Genomic DNA, 18,162 nt, shown 5'->3' with positions numbered 1-18,162 from the left:
ATCGCTATGAACGCGGTTTTTCAAAGCAGCCGAACGAAGCGATATGCTCCGTTCGGCGCAGTACATTTTATTCGCCAGCCGCTGGCTCAGCGTTTTGGAGACGGTCCCTTTGTCCATCCCGGAACAGAGCCTTGGCCAAAGAGATGCACATCAACCCCATCACCATAGTGAAAGGCAAAGCTCCTATGATCATGGCGCTCTTGAGGGCCTCCATTGGATCGGCGCCGCCATTGGTCTTGCCTGCTATGAGCAGGGTTCCGATCACAGCTGTCAGGATGACACCCCAAACCACCTTGTGTTTGTTGCCGACTTCCTGATCACCACCGGACATGATCGTGTTCATGACCAGAATGCCGGAGTCCGCTGAGGTCACCAAGAAGGTCATGATGAGCACAACGCACATCACGGTGATCGCACTGAGCAACCCGCCAGACAGCATTTCACCCAAGGTGACAAACAGTTTGGCAGTATTAGACGCGCCAATGATGGCCCCTTCTGCGCCACCGGTGAGTTCCAGATCAATCGCTGTGCCGCCAAGAATGGTCATCCAGGCAAAACAGACGAGTGCCGGGGCAAACATGCAGCCAACAATGAACTCTCGCACGGTGCGACCGCGCGAAATACGCGCCAGGAACAAACCAACAAACGGTGAAAAGGCGATCCACCAAGCCCAATAAAAGGTGGTCCATCCGGCTTGCCATCCAAATTGGCGGCCAGGTTCGCCAGCTGCATAAGCGGCTTGCAACACGCTGTCAGATAGCGCCGCGGCGTCCCCTTCAAGTCCGGATTTGAAACCATCAAATGAGCCCCAAGCATTGGTGGCACCACCGCGGAGCGCGTCCGCGAACGGAGCCGCCTCGCTTGGCAGAGCCGCAGCAAACCCGCTGGCAGATTGCGGGCCAAATGCACCGAAACTCAGCGAGACGAAGTGCAGCAGATAGTCGACCAAAGCCGTTGCATAGGTGGTCATGGCAAACATGAAAGAGCCAAAAACCACAAAGGTGAACAACAGGATCAGCGACATTACCAAATTGAGGTTGGAAAGATACTTCACCCCTTTGCCAACGCCGGAAACTGCAGACACAATGGACAAGGCCATGATGACAAAAAGGCCGGAAATCAAGCCGACGGTGCCGGGTGCCGGTGTGTCGCCAGACATGTCCATCATCCATGTCATGCCAGTGATCGCATACATGCCGTCAATGAACTGAGACACACCAAATCCAATTGTCACCGAGACGCCAAGGATGGTGGCCACCACGCCCAGCACGTCAACCACATGCCCAAAGACGCCGTTCATAAGTGAGCCGAACAGCGGGGTAAGCGCCGAGCGGATCGTGAGTGGCATGCCGCGGGTGTAGGCATAGTAAGCGAGCGACAACCCGGTCACCACATAGATCGCCCAGGCATGAAAGCCGTAGTGCGCAAAGGTGTATCGGTATGCCGACTGAAGCGCCTCCTCGGTGTTGCCAGCTACGTCACCTGCAACCACAACAGGGTTTGAGCCCCATAGTCCGAGCGGTTCAGCCGTGGCGAACACCATAAGGCCGACGCCAAGACCTGCACCAAACATCATGGAAAACCAAGAAAAGTTAGAGAACTCGGTGCCTTCACCAGGTCGTCCCATAATGCGTTTGCCGGTTTGGGGCAGGATGGCGAGCACCACGAGAAAGAAGGCAAAGATGCCAACAATGATGATGTAGAACGTGTTAAAGTTTTCCAGCAGCTTCCAGTTCAAGCTGCCAAGAACGCCGTTAGCATTTGCCGGCCAAACAAGTGCCCAAAGCACCAGTCCGACGAGAATTGCCTTGGAAAACAGCGCGATTTCCACGCTGTGCCCTTCGTAAAATCCGGACGCGGCCCTTTTGACCTCGACCTCTGTAAACGGTGGTTTGATTGACATGCGTTTCCTCCCTGTATGTCAAATTCCCACGGCCTGTTCCTGCGTCCTCTCACCACGAGGTCAGCCGATAATGTTTTGAATCCTTTCCAGCGTAGCCACGTTCACCGGCACGCCATCTATGCGGGCCTGAAGGCGGTTTTTGTTGCGACCATCGCCCGGAAGCCTTGCGCCGTCTTGGGCGTGAATTGTGTCCGTAAGCCGGGAAACCAAAGCCGCAAATTCGCCGCCTGATGTGGCCTTTGGATCAATGGCGATGAAGAATTGCCCGGTGCGTGGTGGACCGCCTGCAGTGCCGGAAAACGGCGAGGCATCTATGCCCAAAGTTGCGCCTGTCAGGGCCACTGCCATGAGTTCAACCAACAAGGCCGTGCCAACACCCTTGTAGCCACCAGAGGGCGCCATCGAGCCTTTGAGACCAACAGCCGGATCTGTTGTTGGCTGCCCTTCACTATCCAGCGCCCAGCCCACAGGAATGGGTTTGCCTTCACGGGCGTGTTTCATGACCTCGCTTTTGGCGATGGTGCTGGCGCTTTGATCAATCAATACGGCGGGTTCGCCGCCTTCGCCCGGGGCGGCAACGGAGAACGGGTTGGTTCCCACGACGGGTTTGAAGCCGCCGGAGGGGGCAATCGACGCAGGCGCGTTGGTGAAACCAAGACCAAGCAGACCAGCTTTGGCGAGTTGTTGAGTGTGGTAACCAAGCACGCCGCAATTGTAGCTGTTTTTGATCGCGAGCGCCGCGATACCCTGACTGCGCGCCAGTGGGATTAACGCATCAAACCCCAAGCCAATGGCCGAGTGAGCAAATCCTGTGGCTGCATCGACGGTTATCACCGATGGGGCTGTGGTCTGCAGCTGCGGCGTGGCTTGGCCATCAACTTTGCCACATTGGACGTGCTCGCAATAGATCGGGATATAGGCAAGGCCGTGGCTGGAAATTCCGTCCGCCTCTGTCGCTGCGGTTGCCACCGCCAATGGCCTTGCATTTTCAACCGACGTCCCTGCGGCCACGAGGGCGCGCAGGCTCAGATCTTCGATTTCGGCAAGGCTCAGTGTTTTGGTTTCTATCATGATTTCCTCGGATTAGTCGTTGTCAGTTGTCCCCGCTCCGGCACCTTTGAGGCGCGACGCTTCGGTTGCAGGTGCGTATGTTCGGTGCGCCAATGATTGCAGTGTTTCCCAATCGCGCTTGTCAGGGTTGGCGCGTGAGCAAACTTTTGGGAACGCCCCTTTTTCGTTGGTCATTTGGATGGTGAGACGGTTCGCGTGATCTTTCCATACACCGCTGAGTGTCAGGGTCTCTCCGTCTGTCACGGCTGAAAAATCCGATGCGGACAAGGCAATGGGCTGCCCTGTCCGCGCCGCTATTTGCGCAGCGAACGGGACCAGCATGATCGGGCTAGCCACGTTTTGAAAGTTCCAGCCGACCGACCCAAGGACCTCTGCCCGATCAGCGATGCAGGCGCCGGCGATCAGGGGGCATAACGATCCGGCCTTTGATCGCAATGTGTCGGTTTCAAGGGTCAGAGACCTTCCGGTTTCAACGTCGTCAGCGGTGAGGAGCCGCGCAAGGTTGCCACATCCATCGATGCCACGGCTGCAAAGCCAACGCGTCGCTTTGGCAGCTTCTTCGGCCATGCCCCAAGTGTGGCCAGCCCCGCGGGCGGCCTTTTTTGCAGTGGCCTCGATCTCGTTTAAGGACATGTTCATGGCGCCATTTCCGGATACACCCAATCGTCCGCGTTTAGCGTCGAAAGCTCTTCGGGATAGGGGGCGCCCGCAAACATGCAGATGCGAACCCAACGGTCTGAGCGTGGGTCAAAGTGGGTGGCGCCAAAAAACGACAGCTTGGCGCGCAGCATGTCGATTGGAAGTACGTCGTGGGAGATCGTGTTGTCCCGAATTTCGCCGTAGGGCGCGATCCGGCTGAGTTGGGCGCGACGCACGGTGTGCCGATGTTCGGGGTGGCGGAGCAAAAAGTCAGCGACTGTGTCCGTCGGCGCCCAGCCTTGGAGGTCTGATATGGCAAGAGAGGCATCGCGTGCCGGCGCCAAAGGTTGCTCATATTCTGCAATCGGTTCTTCGAACCGTTCGCCCAAACGTGGTTCCAGCTTTTCTTCGGACACATACCAAGCCCGCGCGCAGTTTTTCGGATCCTGCCAGTCAAGGTCGGCCGCCCAGCCAAAGCATGTCTCAAGGAGATTTCGCACATCGCCAATCGGCATGGCGCCGTCGATGCTGGAAACCGCGGCGCCGTCATCAGCCATGCAATCCGCGAGGCCATCAACCAATTCCGGATAGGGTTCCAGAATGAGCGACGCCAAAAGCTCTTGGCCTTCTGAGCTTAGATTGACCTCCGCCCAGATCATCATTTGATTCCAAGGATACGCGTTTGCAAAATCTATTTGTTCAACGTGCTTATTGAGGCGACGAAGATCATCACGTAGGGCGTCAATCTTTTGTATCTGGATTGGATGTTCCGAGGCCCATTTAGAGACGGACAGCGCGCTGCGCTTGAGGCGGTCAGAGAAGATTTGCACGGCTTCGTCGCTGGCCGATATCACCGAACGTGCGCGGCAGATAGCTTCCTCCCGCGCCATGATCCAGTTGTTAAACAGCACCGGATGGTTGACCACAAAAGGTGCCATGCCCAAGCCGGTGGAATTGCCTATCCCCAAACCGCGTGCGAGGGATGTGTCCAATTTTGCGGCTTTGGTGCCCCCTTTGGCCTCGGCTGCGTGTTCAATCAGATCGCGCACAAAGGTTCGCGTCAGATAGACCGACAACATCTCAATTTGGAAGGGAGGGTGCAATTCCGCTCGCTTAGAAACTGTTTCGCGGTCAGCCGCGCCGAATTTTCCGGATCCGTATACGGCGGTCGTGCGCATTAAATAGCCGACTTGTTCGATGGTGTGCATGTCGGGTTGTTTTCCGGCTGCTAAGGCCGACACGACATGCTCCCAAAGGCGCACAGACCGGTTGGCCCGTGACAGAGACAGCTCACTCTCGGAGATACGGCCTGCTTCTTGCAGCGGGACATTTTGTTTTAGACGAGCAATGTCGCCAGCAGTCGGAACGCCGTCAAACATGGCAAATGTCGCATCCCAGGCTTCGGCGATTACGCGATCAGAGCGCATCTCGGCCGGAAGGTCATGCGCAAAAGCAACGAGGGAATAGCTGCGGTTCGGGCCTTTGGCCGTGTAGACGGCGCACCCTACGCCGGTATCATCGATATCAAACACTGGACGGGAGAAATGCCAGTGCTCTTCGGCCATTCGCCGCATCAAAATCCGCATGAAACTCAGTCGGCACTGGTGCAGAGAGCCAAGCCGTTCCAGCCGCATGACCTTTGACGGGGGGCGTCTGGTGATATGTGGACGGATGCTGCTCATGGCGCCTGCGGGCCGAAGTTTTCGTCAAAGAAGCGGTACCAGTTGCCGCCCATTACCGCGGCAACCTCTTCGCTGTTCATACCAACGTCCCGCAAGCCGGTTTCGAGATTGCCAAAGTCCCTGTTGTCCTGAAACCAGCTTGGCATTGCGGGAAATCCTGGTGCAGCTGCGGAGCCTTCGCCAAAATCAATTTCCTTGCTCCAGCGCCCGGTACGCATCCATTCCACGATGCTGTCGGGCTGATCCTGGCACAAATCCGATCCAATTCCCAAATGCGCGACGCCGTAGGCATCAGCCGCGCGGGCGATCATTTCGCAGAAGCTCTGAAGGGAGCAGGCGGATTTGTCCTTGAGATGATGAGGGTAAAGCGAAAAGCCCAGCATGCCGCCGTTCTGGGTCACGGCGCGGATCACATCGTCCTTTTTGTTGCGCAGGGCTGGCGACCATTCAAACAGATTGGCGTGGGTGATGGCGATGGGGCGCTCGGACATATCGGCGGCTTCTATCGTGGAGCGGTCTGCTGAATGGCTCATGTCGATTACGAGACCGACGCGGTTCATCTCTTTGATGACTTGCTTGCCCATGCGGGTGATGCCGGTGTCCCTGTCCTCGTAGCATCCCGTCGCGAGCAGGGATTGGTTGTTGTAGGTCAGCTGCATGAACCGCGCACCCAAAGTGTGCAGGATCTCAATCAAGCCGATGTCGTCCTCCATCGGGCTGGGATTCTGAAATCCAAAGAAAACCGCCGTGCGGCCTGTCGCGCGCGCCGTGTCGATATCCCGCGCGGTTGTGCCCTTCATGATCAGATCGCTGTGCAGCTCAAACCAGCGGTTCCAGCGCTCAAAGTTCAGGACGGTTTCGCGAAAGGTCTCATGATAGGCGATGGTCACATGGATCGCGTCCACGCCGCCTTCGCGCAGTTGGTGAAATATTTTTTCGGACCAATTGGCGTATTGCAGACCGTCTATGCGCATCAGGCAGGCACCCCGGCGCTGATGTAGGCTGTCTTTACGGTTGTGTAGAACTCTGCCGCGGATTTGCCCTGTTCGCGAGGGCCGTAAGAACTGTCGCCGCGTCCGCCAAAGGGCACGTGGTAGTCGGTGCCAGCGGTCGGAAGGTTGACCGTCACGACGCCGGTGCGGGCATTGCGCCTGAAATGAGTCGCCCGTGCAAGATCGCGCGTCACAATGCCGGATGTGAGCCCGAAGTTGGTGTCATTGACCGTCGCAAGTGCTTGGTCGTAGCTGTCGACTTTGATCACAGCTGCCAGCGGTGCAAACATTTCCTCGCGGTTGATGCGCATGTCGTTGGTGGTGTTCAAAAAGATGCCGGGGGACATATAAAACCCGTCATGAGGCATATCCAAACGCGCGCCCCCGCAGGCGAGTTCTGCTCCTTCAGACTGCCCCAACGCAACATAGTCGAGGTTTTCTTTGAATTGTTGGGCGCTGACCACGGGTCCAATTTGAGTCCCGTCGTGCAGCGCATGCCCCACTTTCATAGCTTGCGCCCCAGCCACCAGTTTTTCGACGAAGGCGTCGTGGACCGCGGCGTGGACGACAAGGCGGGAGGACGCCGTGCACTTTTGGCCAGTGCCGCCAAAAGCCCCACCAAGCGCGACAGAAACCGCAAGATCCAGATCGCCATCGTCCATGACCGCCAGCGCATTTTTGGAACCCATTTCCATTTGAACTTTGGTGAGGTTCTGAATGGCGGCCGTGGCAATGCCCTTGCCGACCGGAACGGATCCGGTAAAGGAAATGGCGTCAACAGACGGGTGTTCAACAAGACGTTGGCCAATGGTGCTGCCAGCGCCCATCACCAGAGAAAACAGCCCCTTTGGAATGTCTTGTCGCGCAATGATTTCGGTCAATGCAACGGCGGAGGCGGGCGTGATGTTGGCAGGCTTCCAAACCACCGCATTTCCGTAGCACAGCGCGGGAGCAATTTTCCAAGAAGCCGTCGCCGTCGGGAAGTTCCATGGAGAGACAACGGCGACCACACCAACGGGTTCCCGTCGCACATCGATCTCGACCCCGTCGCGTACGCTGTCCGCGTTCTCACCCAATTGGCGCAAACACTCGGCCGCGTAGTAGGTGAAAAACTGACCGGCGCGAAAAACCTCGCCGCGCCCCTCGGCAAGTGGTTTGCCTTCTTCGCGACTAAGCAGGCGGCCGAGGTCTTCGGCGCGTTGCATCAATTCATTACCGATGTTCATCAGGACCGCTTGTTTGCGTTCCATGCCATAGGCCGACCATTCAGCCTGTGCTTTGCAGGCTTGGTCGAGCGTCGCGTCGAGCTGATCAAGATCGGCTTGTGCAAAAAGACCAATAAGATCGGTGGTGTCTGAGGGGTTGCGATTTTCGATTTCTTGCGCGCCGCTTGCCCATTCGCCAGCAACAAAATTGCGATTGATATCCGACATACAGTGTTCCCCCAGTGCAGGCCGCAAAGACCTCAGATTGTTGAGTCACCGTGGACTTCTTGCCCGACCTCAGTCAAACTTAAATATCTGAACTCAATTACAGAAAAATTGAAGCCATGATGAAAATTGATACGTTGCGATGCTTTAGCACCGTCGCTCAGTTAGGAAATTTGTCAGAAGCGGCTGCAAGGCTAGGGCGCACGCCATCGGCGCTTTCAATGTCGTTGAAGCAATTGGAGGCCCATCTCGGCGCGCGGCTTTTTGAGACTGATCGAAAAAACAAGCTCACGCCGCTGGGCTTGGAGGTTTTTCGTCTCGCGCAGGTACAGCTGCGGCAATTCGACGATACGGTGACCTCGATTGAAAATGCAGCCAATGCACCGCAGGGTTTGCTCAAGGTGGCGTCAATCCCTTCGGCAGCGGGGTTGGCATTGCCCCGGTCCATTGCGTCACTGATGGATTTGCACCCGCACCTTAAAGTCGAATTGAGAGACATGGACAGTGCCATGGTCGCTGAGGCGCTTTTGAACGGAAAAGCGGATATCGGAATTGCATCAGGCAACCAATCGTTAAACGATGTCGAATGCGTCACCCTTTTTGAGGACACATTCGGGTTGTTGTGTGGGGCTGAGCATCCGTTGGCGCTTCAGCAAACACCTCCTACCCTTCATGAGGTGTTCAAATACCCGTTTATGAGTAACAAGCTCTGCGGGCACATAGACTTGGCGGACGTTAGGAACGCGTTGGCCGACGCCAAGCTGACTGTCCACAACACACACTCGCTGATTGCCATGGCGCAGACCAACAACTGGGTCACTATTCTGCCGAAAAGTGTGGCCTATAATTTGTCAGGAAAGCTAAACTTTCGTGCGATTGATGGATTGAATGACAGGCGGACCGTGTCGTTGCTCATTAGTCAGCGCGCGCGGTTTCCAAAGGTGTTGGAAGATTTTTCCAAATTGCTCCTACAGTCCGACTGGACGTGAGAGAGGCTTGCGCGTCGCGGTGAGTTTCTTATGAGGAGCGGCCCGCAGTGGGGATAGACATGTCGGCGGTAGAAATTTTCACGTAAAAGAGCCCTTCCGCCGGCAGAATTTTTCGCGGCGCTTTTAGGTGTCTTTTGAAGACTTCAAGTAGAGAAATTATGACTTGATCCACCTTAGAAAATGGTGACTGTGAGAAAATTATTCCTCAGACTTTTTGTATTTGAATTCTTAGCTGATTGTGAAATTTAATGGCGGATGGTCATGGCCTAGAGACGAAGAAGCCGCGCTCTTCTTTGCCCGAGCAAACCTGGGATGCAGCGATCGAGCGACTGTATGATGTGGCGCTAGACCCAACCCGGTACGAAGCACTTCTTGATCTTTGGGAAGACGCAATGGGACCGCTGCGAAGCGATGCGGATTTTGCGTCGCCGCACTTGATGGACGACCATGTCATCACGAGTCACTTCCAAAGGGCCAGCAGGTTTCTGGATCACGTGGAAAACTCTGATGTACATGATGAACTTGACCAAATCCTGAAGCCTTTCAATCGTGTGCCGGCCTTTTTGGTGGACGAAACTATGCGTGTAAAAGCGGCCAATGCCGCGGCGCGGGCAGCTTTCGGGATCGCAGAGGGCGCCCCGATGCGTCAGCTTACCGAAATGGACGCGGAAGCGTCGGTTCTGCGCAATGCAGTGACGGGGCTTTTGTCCGGCAAGGGCGAGTCGACAGCCATCCTGCGCATTCCTGCGCAAGAAGAGCGAAAATTCCTGATCTTGCGATTGCAAAGATGCCAGACGGCGGAAGGCACGCCAATGGTTCTGGCCGCCGCGAACGAGTTGTTTTTCCCGGCTGACGGAAAAGAGGTTCTGCGCGACGCGTTTGACCTGACCCGTGCCGAAGCTGAGGTGCTTTGCGGGTTGGTTGAATGTGGCTCCCTTGCGGAGATTGGTGCGCGCCGCGGACGCTCGGTGGACACGATCCGGTCGCAAATCAAGACAATCATGTCCAAGACCGAAACCCGGTCTCAGGTCGATCTTGTCCGTCTCGCGTTGTCGGTGGTGGACATGGCGAGCCCGGCTTTGGCGGCGTCAGATACCTCGCAGCCGCCCAGCGGTGGCGGGGCCTCCCTTGAGCCGCGGAAGTTCCAGACTCTGACTCGCCCTGATGGAAGGCGGCTGGACTATCTGGTCTTAGGCGCTTCGCAGGGTCCCGCGGTTCTGTATTTACCTTTGACCTATGGTCTGACGCGGTGGCCTGCGTCGGCAGAGGCTGAAGCACGCAAACGCGGATGGCGGATCATTGTTCCTATACGTGCGGGATACGGGTTTTCCGATCCGCTGCCCCGAAGCCAAAACTATGATCAGGTAATGCTTGAAGATGTTGTCGCGATCCTTGACGCCGAAGGCGTGAAGCGCTGTCCGTTGCTGACGCTGGCGGCGGAATCCTATTACGCGGTGCAATTTGCACGGCACTTCCCTGACAGATTTACAGCGCTTGTTTGCACAGCCGGAGCGTTGCCGTTGAGAGATCGCGAAGCGTACGAGAGGATGGACAAATGGCATCGGTTTATTATGGCCGGCGCGAAATACACGCCGCATCTTTTGCCGTTCATGGTGAAGTCCGGATTCTTTCTGGCCCGCCGGATCGGCAAACACGGGTTTTTGAATGCAGTTTATGGCGCCTCGGAGGCCGATGTCGCAACATTTGAAATCCCTGAGGTGTTTGAAGCCTTGGCGGTTGGTTCCGAGGTGTCGCTTTCCAAGGAACATTCGGCTCACGAGGCGTTTTCACGCATCCTCACGGGTGGCATGTTTGGCGACTGGCGTGACGACCTAGAATCTTTGCGCAACCAGATCCCCATCACCTTCATGAATGGCCTTCAGGATCCGATGGTGCCGCAGGAAACGTTGGAAGAGTTCCAGCGCGACTACGACTGGATAGAGTTCCGTGTCTACGAGGACGCCGGCCAACTGCTTTTCTTCCGTTATTGGATGGACAGTATTGAGGCCTTGGCCCCGTTTGTTGGGGAGTGAACACTTGATCAAGCGGGACATGTGCAAATTTTAGCGCAGTGTCTGTGGCGAATATCGCGTCGGGTGCGACACCAGTTCTGACGACAAATTGCCCTTTAAAGAATTCCGTTCAGGCGTGCGCTGAATTGCGGCCCAATTCCAAAATTCCGAGAGATAAAATTAGGCGTCGGTATTTTGTACTTGAATTGTGCCTCTGAGAACACACTGGCTGCCAATTTAAGGGGTTCAATTCGCACTGCGAATTCTTCGCGACAGGCCTGGAAAATCAATATCGTGTAATTTTTGGAGACCTAGGGTGGTAAGAATTGGCGGTTGAAATTGGCGGTTTTGTTCGGTCTGATTATTATGCCTGAATATTGGGCGAATATGAGGTTTCGCTGCCCATTTGCATCGCGAGTTTTTAGATTATCACTATAATTTTAAACGATAAAAAAATTTACCATTCGCTAAAAGAAACTTTACAGAATTCCTCTCCCATTTTAGCCAAAAACTGGGAAAACACTACGAGGGAACGCAGCAATGGCCACATTTTTCACGGACATCGGCTTCAACATTAACTCTTTCTACAGCCTGTACATGTTTTGGGCAGATCGCGACAGCGGCCCGGTATTAGAGGACAACATCAATTATACGCTCGAAGGGCATGTCATCGTTGATGCAATCATTTTGGCTTGGGAAGACGGCTGGTACTTCGACGGCGAAGAATACCATCCGATTCTGTACGACTTAACGCTTGATGGAGACAGCCTAAGCTTGTCCGGCGGTCAGCCTTCCGGCACGGCCTCGATTTTGACCGAGTTCGGTCCGAACGGGGTTGAGTGGGGCTTCTTCGGAATCGAGTTGGACGCCGCCGCGTTTTATTCTGCGATGCAGACATTGTCGAGCGCGGACGATATGGCCATCTTCGCCGGCATTCTTGGGTCTGATGATGAATTCACCATGAGCCAAGATGCAGACCAATGGCGTGGTTTTGCCGGCAACGACACTTTCTTCGGACGAGGCGGCAACGACACTCTTTATGGCGACGAGGGTGATGACACGATCGATGGCGGTTATGGCAACGACTTGATCGATGGGGGTACCGGCAACGATACGGCTGTGCTCGACATCACACGTAACGGCGCGTCGGTGACGGATTTGGGGAACGGCTCGGTTCAGATCGTTTCTTCATACGGCACAGACGTGTATCACAACGTCGAATATTTCCAGTTCTCAGATGGTACGCTGACCGTTGCCGAGTTGTTGGGGCAAACGTCAGATCCCACGACTGGAGATGACACCATCGAAGGCACTTCCGACCCGGACACCATCGATGGGCTAGCAGGCAACGACTTTATCCGTGGCCTCAATGGCCGCGACAGCTTGCTGGGTAATGCCGGCGAGGACACTTTGCTGGGCGGTGTTGGCAACGACACGCTGATTGGCGGTGCTGATGCTGACCGTCTGGAAGGCGGATCTGACAACGACCGGCTGCTTGGCGGCAATGGCAGGGACACCTTGTTTGGTGATTTTGGCGAAGACATATTGTTTGGCGGCACGGGCAACGATCTGCTACGCGGCAATGGCGGCAACGACAGGCTCTATGGCGACACGGGCAATGACACGTTGATTGGCGGCAATCTCAGCGACTATCTGGATGGCGGAGACGGCGACGACCGCCTCGACGGCGGCACATATGCCGACACGCTGCTGGGTCGGGATGGCAATGACTTGCTTTTGGGCGGTGGCGGTCAGGACCGTTTGTTCGGCGGCGCGGGCGAGGACAGCGGAGAAGGCGGCAATGGCCACGACCGTTTCTGGGGCGGCACCGGAAACGACACCTTCACAGGTGGCGCTGGTGACGACAAAGCCTGGGGTGAGGCCGGAAATGACTTGCTTCGTGGCGGTGGTGACAATGACACGCTTTACGGTGGTGGCGGTTATGACACGTTGGAAGGCGGCGTCGGTGACGACGTGCTAACTGGCGGAAGCAACGCGGACACATTTGTCTTTGCGGATGGCCACGGTGACGACACGATCACCGACTTCAACGCCGCCAACGGCAACGAAGACATCGACTTCTCTGCCGTATCAGAGATCACTGACTTCACCGACTTGCTGTCCAACCACATTCTGTCTGACGCAGGTGGTAATGTGGTGATCGAAACGAGCGTCGGCAACACAGTGACGCTGGTTGGCGTTGACCTTTCTGATCTGGGCGCAAACGATTTTATCTTCTGATCGGGCGCATTGCCATGAATAGGAGGCGGGCCTTTCGAGGCCCGTTTTTGTTTGTAACGCCTTTCGGGGCGATGTCGTTTCTTGCATCCCCAGTTCGTAAACAGGGAAAACACATGCCGCTTTGGCCGATAGCCTCCCATTAACACACTTACGTTGAAGGAGAGGCCAAATGGCTTTGGACACACGTCGCCGGTCTGGCGGACGGAGCGCCCGTCGTGCTGCGCGGACCGCTTTTGATTTCACTATGTTGCCAGGGCTGACCAATCGGCTCCCGGTTTGCGAGGTTATGGACGGATCGCAGGTGGAACGGATTGACGCGGCCTCGATGGATATTCTGGAAAATGTCGGTGTCGTGTTTCGCGATGACATCGCACTTGCGGATTGGCGAAAGGCTGGCGCCAAGGTTGTCGGGGACACCGTGTATCTGGATCGCGGTTTGGTGCGCGAGTTGATTGCGACGATCCCTGCGACGTTCACCTATCACGCGCGCAATCCGGCCAACAATGTGGACTTGGGTGGCAATAAATCGGTATTTGTGCCGATGACCGGAGCGCCGTTTTTGCGTGATCTTGATGATGTGCGGCGTAATCCAATGCTTGATGATTTGGCGATGTTTCACAAGCTGAGCCACATGATGCCAGCGCTGCACAGTTCCGCGCATCATATTGTGGAGCCGTACGATCATCCAATCAGCCAGAGACATCTGCGCATCACTTATTCGTCGATGAAGTTTTCCGACAAGATGTTCATGGGTATGACGACGAGTCCAAAGAACGCCGAGGATGTGTTGGACATGTGCGCGATCCTTTTTGGTGAGGACTTCATCGAAGAGAACGCGGTGACGACCGGCAATTGCAACGGCAATAGCCCGTTGGTGTGGGATGAAACCATGTTGGGCGCGATGCGGGCGTTTTGTCGGCGCAATCAACCTGTGTTGTGTTCGCCTTTTGTGTTGGGCGGGGCAAATACGCCCGCAAGCGTTGCGGCCTCGGTTGCGCAGCTCAATGCCGAAGCGCTGAGCGCGCTGGCCTATACGCAGGTCATTCGCGAGGGATGTCCGGCGATCTATGGGCATTATTTGTCGACAGTCAGTATGAAGAGTGGCGCGCCGATGGCGGGGACGCCGGAAATCAGCCTGATGAACTTTATGATTGGTCAAATGGCGCGGTATTATGGCGTTCCGTGGCGGACATCGAACACGTTGGGTGGGGCCAAAACTTTTGATGCGCAAGCGGGATATGAAAGCGCCACAACGCTAAGTTCTGTGATGCATGCGGGGGCGAATTACATCTGGCACAGCGCCGGCTGGAATGAGGCAGGTATGCATTGTTCAGTGGCAAAATTCATCGTGGACGCTGAGCAATGCGCTATGGCCTACCGCATGGCTGAGGGTGTGAAGTGGGACGATTTTGACGAGGCGCTGGCCGCGGTGCCGGATGTTGGGCCAGGAGGACATTATCTGGGCCATCCGCATACACAGGACAATTTCCAGAGCGCGTTCTTTATGCCGGAACTGTTTGATAACAATTCGATCGAACAGTGGCAGGCCGAAGGGGGCGTTGAGATCACCGAACGCGCGCTTGGACGCGCGCGACAGTTGTTGCAAGCGTATGAAGAGCCGAGGCTGGATTCGGGCGTCAATGACGCGCTTTTGGACTATATTGCGCGTCGGGAGCGTGAAATCCCTGCGGCGGACGCTCTCAATCAGGAATTTTAAACGGTCAACCTGTGTGTCGGAGCCGACATTTTGCGTCAGTTGACGGCTTGAAGAAGATCTTAGAAGTGAAAATTAGGGGCATTTGAAGCACTTTGACCGGATGATTTTTGTCGGCTGTGAACCAAATGTAAACCCGCCGAGAGTCACAACATTCTGAGTACCCGCAACGCACAAGCGACTTAGACCGACATGAGCTCTCAGATTTCCTCAGATGGCGCCCCGCGTTCCGTTCAAGATGCCATTGCTGCAACACGGCGCGAAAAGGAACGACTGGACGACTATGTCAAGGACAGGGTGAAACGCACTCGAGTGCGTATGTTTCTGTACGTCTTTGGTTGTGTAGTGGCCTATAGCGCGATTGGGCTTCCGTTGAGCCTCGCCGCATTTGCTTTGTTGGTGGTATCCGACCTTCTGGATGTGTTTCTGTTGGCGCGCTACGCACACCCATTGTCGCTGGCTGGGCAAGTGCGCAAAGCGCAAAAGATCGCTTTGATCGGAGGGGTTGCTCAAGGGGTTGGATTTGCCCTTGCGCCGGCCTTATACTTTTTTACCGTTGAAAACCCTGACGTCATATTTGTGATTGGGTGTCTCGGGTTGGGTGCGGTAAACGCTGCAATGGTGTTGCCGCAAAACCTTGCTGTCGGAGCAGCCCGTCTGACGATTCACGGCATAACGCCGGGCGTGATGCTTTTGGTTGAACGGGCTTTGTCCGGAACTTGGGAGCTCGACACCTTTACAAATCCGGCCACAGTGATGTTGCTGGGGTGCATGATCTACATGCTCTATACGTTTTCAAAGGCGGGTGTGATTAACCATAATATCAACCGCGCGCTGTTGCGCAGTCGGGAAGATTTGAAGTTGGCGAACGCACATATGGCGCGCCAGCAAGCGGAAATGCGGCGTCTGTCTCAGGTGACACAAAAAGCAAACGACACGGTTATCATCACCGATACACAGCGTCGCATTGTTTGGGTGAACGAAGCGTTTGAGCGTGGCACAGGGTATACGTCCAAGGAGGCGATCGGTCAGAGCGTCGCCGAATTGCTAACCCAGAACGTCCCGGAGTTGCTTGCAGATGATTCGATAGATCGCGCGGTAAAGGAAGGGGTGCCATTTCGCGGTGAAGTGCAAAGCTTGCACAAGGATTCCACCCCGTTTTGGGTAGATGTGAACCTGTTTCCGATCCGCGATGAAGATGGAGAGATTGAGTTCTTTGTGACCATCGAGCGCGATGTGACAGAGGCGCGGAAGTTCGCGCGTGAAAGGGATGAAGCGCGGGCGTTGGCTGAGGCCGGGGCCAAAGCGAAGGCAGAGTTTCTCGCCAATATGAGTCATGAAATCCGCACGCCGTTAAGCGGCGTGATGGGCATGGCGGATTTGCTGGCAGAGACTGAACTGGACGATGAACAACGCAGATTTGCGGATACCATTCGCGGTTCTTCATTGTCTTTGATGGCAATTATCAATGACATTCTCGATTTGTCGAAATTGGATGCCGGCCGCATGGAAATGCACCCCGTGGCCTTTTCGCCGGAGGCTTGTTTTCGGGAAACAGTGGATTTGCTAACCCCTATGGCACGCGCAAAGGACCTGACGTTCGATCTAATCGTATCGCCCGATCTACCGGACAGGGTGTGGGCAGACGACGGGCGAATCCGGCAAGTGGCAACGAACATTATCGGAAATGCGATCAAATTCACCGAAACGGGTGGCGTGTCGCTGCGGTTGTTTGCGGATTCGCAAGGTGGGATGTGTTTTGAGGTGCAGGACACCGGGATCGGAATCGCGCAAGACAAGCTGGATCGGATATTTGATCATTTCACACAGGCCGAAGAGTCAACGACGCGCCGGTTCGGTGGCAGCGGTCTTGGATTGTCGATCTCAAGCCACATCGTGGAGGCCATGGGCGGCGAGATCAGTGTGATTTCGGAACTTGGCGCTGGGTCGACTTTTGCTGTTCGGGTTCCTGTAGAATTGGTCGAGCGGACAACGGAGGCACCGCTGCCGACGATCCAAACATCGGAGAATGAAGGGCAGATCAGGTTGGACAGCGGGCTTTCAATATTGATCGTCGAGGACAACAAAACCAATCGCTTTCTGTTGAGTAAATACCTGAAAGATCAACCTGTTGAGGTCGCGTATGCCGTGGACGGCTTGGACGGATTGGAAAAAGCTGCGAATGGCGGGTTCGATCTTGTGTTCATGGATATGTCGATGCCGCGCATGGGCGGGATCGAGGCCACGCAGGAGATACGAAAGCTGGCAATGCCGCAGCCTAGAATTGTAGCTCTGACAGCGCACGCGTTTGATGAGGAGAAGCAGGCTTGTTTGCAGGCCGGCATGGACGACTTTTTGACAAAGCCGATCCGAAAAACAGAATTCCTTTCCTGGATTGCGGCCTTTCAAGGCGTCAAAGCGAAACGTTCGGACGCGGCCTGAGGCGGGAGGTTAGGACATCTCGTGGCGCCAAGGCGGGTTTGCCCCAGCGCGGCTGACGGTGTGGGCTGCGACTGCCGCACCAAAGGCCAGCGCCGGTACGAGACAGTCCTGCGATGTCAGCCTGTCTTCGTCGGGCGTCAGGGATCCCAGGTCTGCCAAGCCTGCCAAGAAACCGGCATTAAACGTGTCACCGGCTCCAACAGTGTCGCACACGTCAACAGACGGCGCCGGTACGCTGGTTTTTCCATGCCGGGTAAAAGCCGTCGCACCTTCAGCGCCCTTCGTGACAATGACAACCTTGGGACCTTTGGACAGAAGTGCTGCGACCTGTGTGTCCAGATCGGGCTGATCGGGGATCAGCCAATCGAGGTCTTCATCAGACGTTTTTACAATGTCGGTGTGCTTAAACATTGCGGTCAAACGGTCACGATATCGAGCTTCGTCTTTGATGAAATCGGGGCGAATATTTGGATCAAGCATCACCAACCGGTTTTGACCTTCCCGGGCTAACAAGCTTGCATATGTGTCCGCGGCTGGCTCTGCCGCGAGGCTGATGCCGCCAAAGTATAGCGCCTGAACGTCGCTTGAAAGCTGTGGCAATTCTTTGGGTGAAATCATTCGGCCGGCAGAGTTGTCGTCGTAGAAGGAATACGTCGCACTGCCATCCTTGAGGTGGACAATTGCCAGAGTTGTCAACTTGTCGCTTCGGATCAGATGCTCGGAGGACACGTTGCTGGCAGCCAGATCAGCGCAGAGCTGTTGCCCAAAGGTGTCGGTGCTGACACCGCTAAGAAAGCCGGTTGGCACATTCAAACGCCCCAATGCGATGGCCGTGTTAAAAACCGAGCCGCCACTATGTGGAACAAAGGCCGTTTGGCCTTGTGTTGTGGCAGTCGGGATCATGTCGATCAGGGCTTCGCCGCAGCAAAGGATCATGGCGTGAGCTTTCAATTGGGGCGCCTCACAGGCACAGAGTGAACGAGAACGGGCAGGTTTACACGGTCCGTAGAGACGGTCAATTGAGATGGCGTGGATAACGGACTTTAT

12 protein-coding genes are annotated in these 18,162 nt (G+C 55.6%); 5 read left to right on the top strand and 7 right to left on the bottom strand.

Annotated elements, in window-relative coordinates:
• Positions 1 to 67 precede the first annotated feature (67 nt).
• From PG871_RS17280 to PG871_RS17255, 6 genes are read right to left on the bottom strand one after another with little or no spacing between them, the layout of a single operon-like run.
• Positions 68 to 1,903, bottom strand: coding sequence for a BCCT family transporter (locus PG871_RS17280; protein ID WP_270731595.1), 1,836 nt, complete (start codon positions 1,901 to 1,903; stop codon positions 68 to 70).
• Positions 1,904 to 1,963: 60 nt separating this feature from the next.
• Entirely contained in the window at positions 1,964 to 2,974 is a 1,011-nt protein-coding gene (locus PG871_RS17275) for an Ldh family oxidoreductase (RefSeq protein WP_270731592.1), read from the bottom strand.
• 12 nt (positions 2,975 to 2,986) lie between these two features.
• Complete coding sequence (locus PG871_RS17270; RefSeq protein ID WP_270731591.1) at positions 2,987 to 3,607, bottom strand: DUF3726 domain-containing protein; 621 nt, start codon at positions 3,605 to 3,607, stop codon at positions 2,987 to 2,989.
• Between the two features lie 2 nt (positions 3,608 to 3,609).
• Complete coding sequence (locus tag PG871_RS17265; protein WP_270731588.1) at positions 3,610 to 5,295, bottom strand: hypothetical protein; 1,686 nt, start codon at positions 5,293 to 5,295, stop codon at positions 3,610 to 3,612.
• Entirely contained in the window at positions 5,292 to 6,269 is a 978-nt protein-coding gene (locus tag PG871_RS17260) for a membrane dipeptidase (protein ID WP_270731586.1), read from the bottom strand. Before PG871_RS17260 ends, PG871_RS17265 begins: the two co-directional genes overlap by 4 nt.
• On the bottom strand, positions 6,269 to 7,720 hold the full coding sequence (locus tag PG871_RS17255; RefSeq protein ID WP_270731583.1) for an aldehyde dehydrogenase family protein: 1,452 nt from the start codon (positions 7,718 to 7,720) through the stop codon (positions 6,269 to 6,271). Before PG871_RS17255 ends, PG871_RS17260 begins: the two co-directional genes overlap by 1 nt.
• 116 nt (positions 7,721 to 7,836) lie before the next feature.
• Between PG871_RS17255 and PG871_RS17250 the strand changes: the two genes are divergently transcribed.
• The 5 genes from PG871_RS17250 (at position 7,837) to PG871_RS17230 (ending at position 17,115) form a co-directional block, all read left to right on the top strand.
• The gene (locus PG871_RS17250; protein ID WP_270731579.1) at positions 7,837 to 8,706 is read left to right on the top strand and encodes a LysR family transcriptional regulator; all 870 of its coding nucleotides are present in this window, start codon (positions 7,837 to 7,839) and stop codon (positions 8,704 to 8,706) included.
• A 293-nt stretch (positions 8,707 to 8,999) separates the two neighbouring features.
• Entirely contained in the window at positions 9,000 to 10,739 is a 1,740-nt protein-coding gene (locus PG871_RS17245; RefSeq protein ID WP_270731577.1) for an alpha/beta fold hydrolase, read from the top strand.
• A gap of 519 nt (positions 10,740 to 11,258) precedes the next feature.
• Positions 11,259 to 12,959 (top strand): calcium-binding protein, encoded by a 1,701-nt coding sequence (locus tag PG871_RS17240; RefSeq protein ID WP_270731574.1) that lies wholly within the window; start codon positions 11,259 to 11,261, stop codon positions 12,957 to 12,959.
• Positions 12,960 to 13,128: 169 nt separating this feature from the next.
• Complete coding sequence (locus PG871_RS17235; RefSeq protein ID WP_270731572.1) at positions 13,129 to 14,676, top strand: trimethylamine methyltransferase family protein; 1,548 nt, start codon at positions 13,129 to 13,131, stop codon at positions 14,674 to 14,676.
• A gap of 189 nt (positions 14,677 to 14,865) precedes the next feature.
• Positions 14,866 to 17,115 carry a response regulator gene (locus PG871_RS17230; RefSeq protein WP_270731569.1) on the top strand — a complete coding sequence of 750 codons (2,250 nt, stop codon included), beginning with the start codon at positions 14,866 to 14,868 and terminating at the stop codon, positions 17,113 to 17,115.
• Between the two features lie 9 nt (positions 17,116 to 17,124).
• Here PG871_RS17230 and PG871_RS17225 read toward each other — a convergent pair whose 3' ends face one another.
• A complete protein-coding gene (locus PG871_RS17225; RefSeq protein ID WP_270731567.1) occupies positions 17,125 to 18,051 on the bottom strand; it encodes a carbohydrate kinase family protein in 927 nt (308 codons plus the stop codon).
• Positions 18,052 to 18,162 lie beyond the last annotated feature (111 nt).

The organism is Shimia sp. Alg240-R146, assembly GCF_947331465.1.
In the GTDB taxonomy this organism is placed as follows: Bacteria; Pseudomonadota; Alphaproteobacteria; order Rhodobacterales; family Rhodobacteraceae; genus Shimia.
The sequence above is the reverse complement of the archived record's forward strand: the minus strand, read 5'-3'. Positions and strand labels throughout refer to the sequence as shown.

Coding starts and splice junctions, on each gene's coding strand:
- PG871_RS17225 (WP_270731567.1), bottom strand. CDS start 18,051: ATGATCCTTTGCTGCGGCGAAGCCCTGATCGACATGATCCCGACTGCC.
- PG871_RS17230 (WP_270731569.1), top strand. CDS start 14,866: ATGAGCTCTCAGATTTCCTCAGATGGCGCCCCGCGTTCCGTTCAAGAT.
- PG871_RS17255 (WP_270731583.1), bottom strand. CDS start 7,720: ATGTCGGATATCAATCGCAATTTTGTTGCTGGCGAATGGGCAAGCGGC.
- PG871_RS17270 (WP_270731591.1), bottom strand. CDS start 3,607: ATGTCCTTAAACGAGATCGAGGCCACTGCAAAAAAGGCCGCCCGCGGG.
- PG871_RS17265 (WP_270731588.1), bottom strand. CDS start 5,295: ATGAGCAGCATCCGTCCACATATCACCAGACGCCCCCCGTCAAAGGTC.
- PG871_RS17280 (WP_270731595.1), bottom strand. CDS start 1,903: ATGTCAATCAAACCACCGTTTACAGAGGTCGAGGTCAAAAGGGCCGCG.
- PG871_RS17275 (WP_270731592.1), bottom strand. CDS start 2,974: ATGATAGAAACCAAAACACTGAGCCTTGCCGAAATCGAAGATCTGAGC.
- PG871_RS17260 (WP_270731586.1), bottom strand. CDS start 6,269: ATGCGCATAGACGGTCTGCAATACGCCAATTGGTCCGAAAAAATATTT.
- PG871_RS17235 (WP_270731572.1), top strand. CDS start 13,129: ATGGCTTTGGACACACGTCGCCGGTCTGGCGGACGGAGCGCCCGTCGT.
- PG871_RS17250 (WP_270731579.1), top strand. CDS start 7,837: ATGATGAAAATTGATACGTTGCGATGCTTTAGCACCGTCGCTCAGTTA.
- PG871_RS17240 (WP_270731574.1), top strand. CDS start 11,259: ATGGCCACATTTTTCACGGACATCGGCTTCAACATTAACTCTTTCTAC.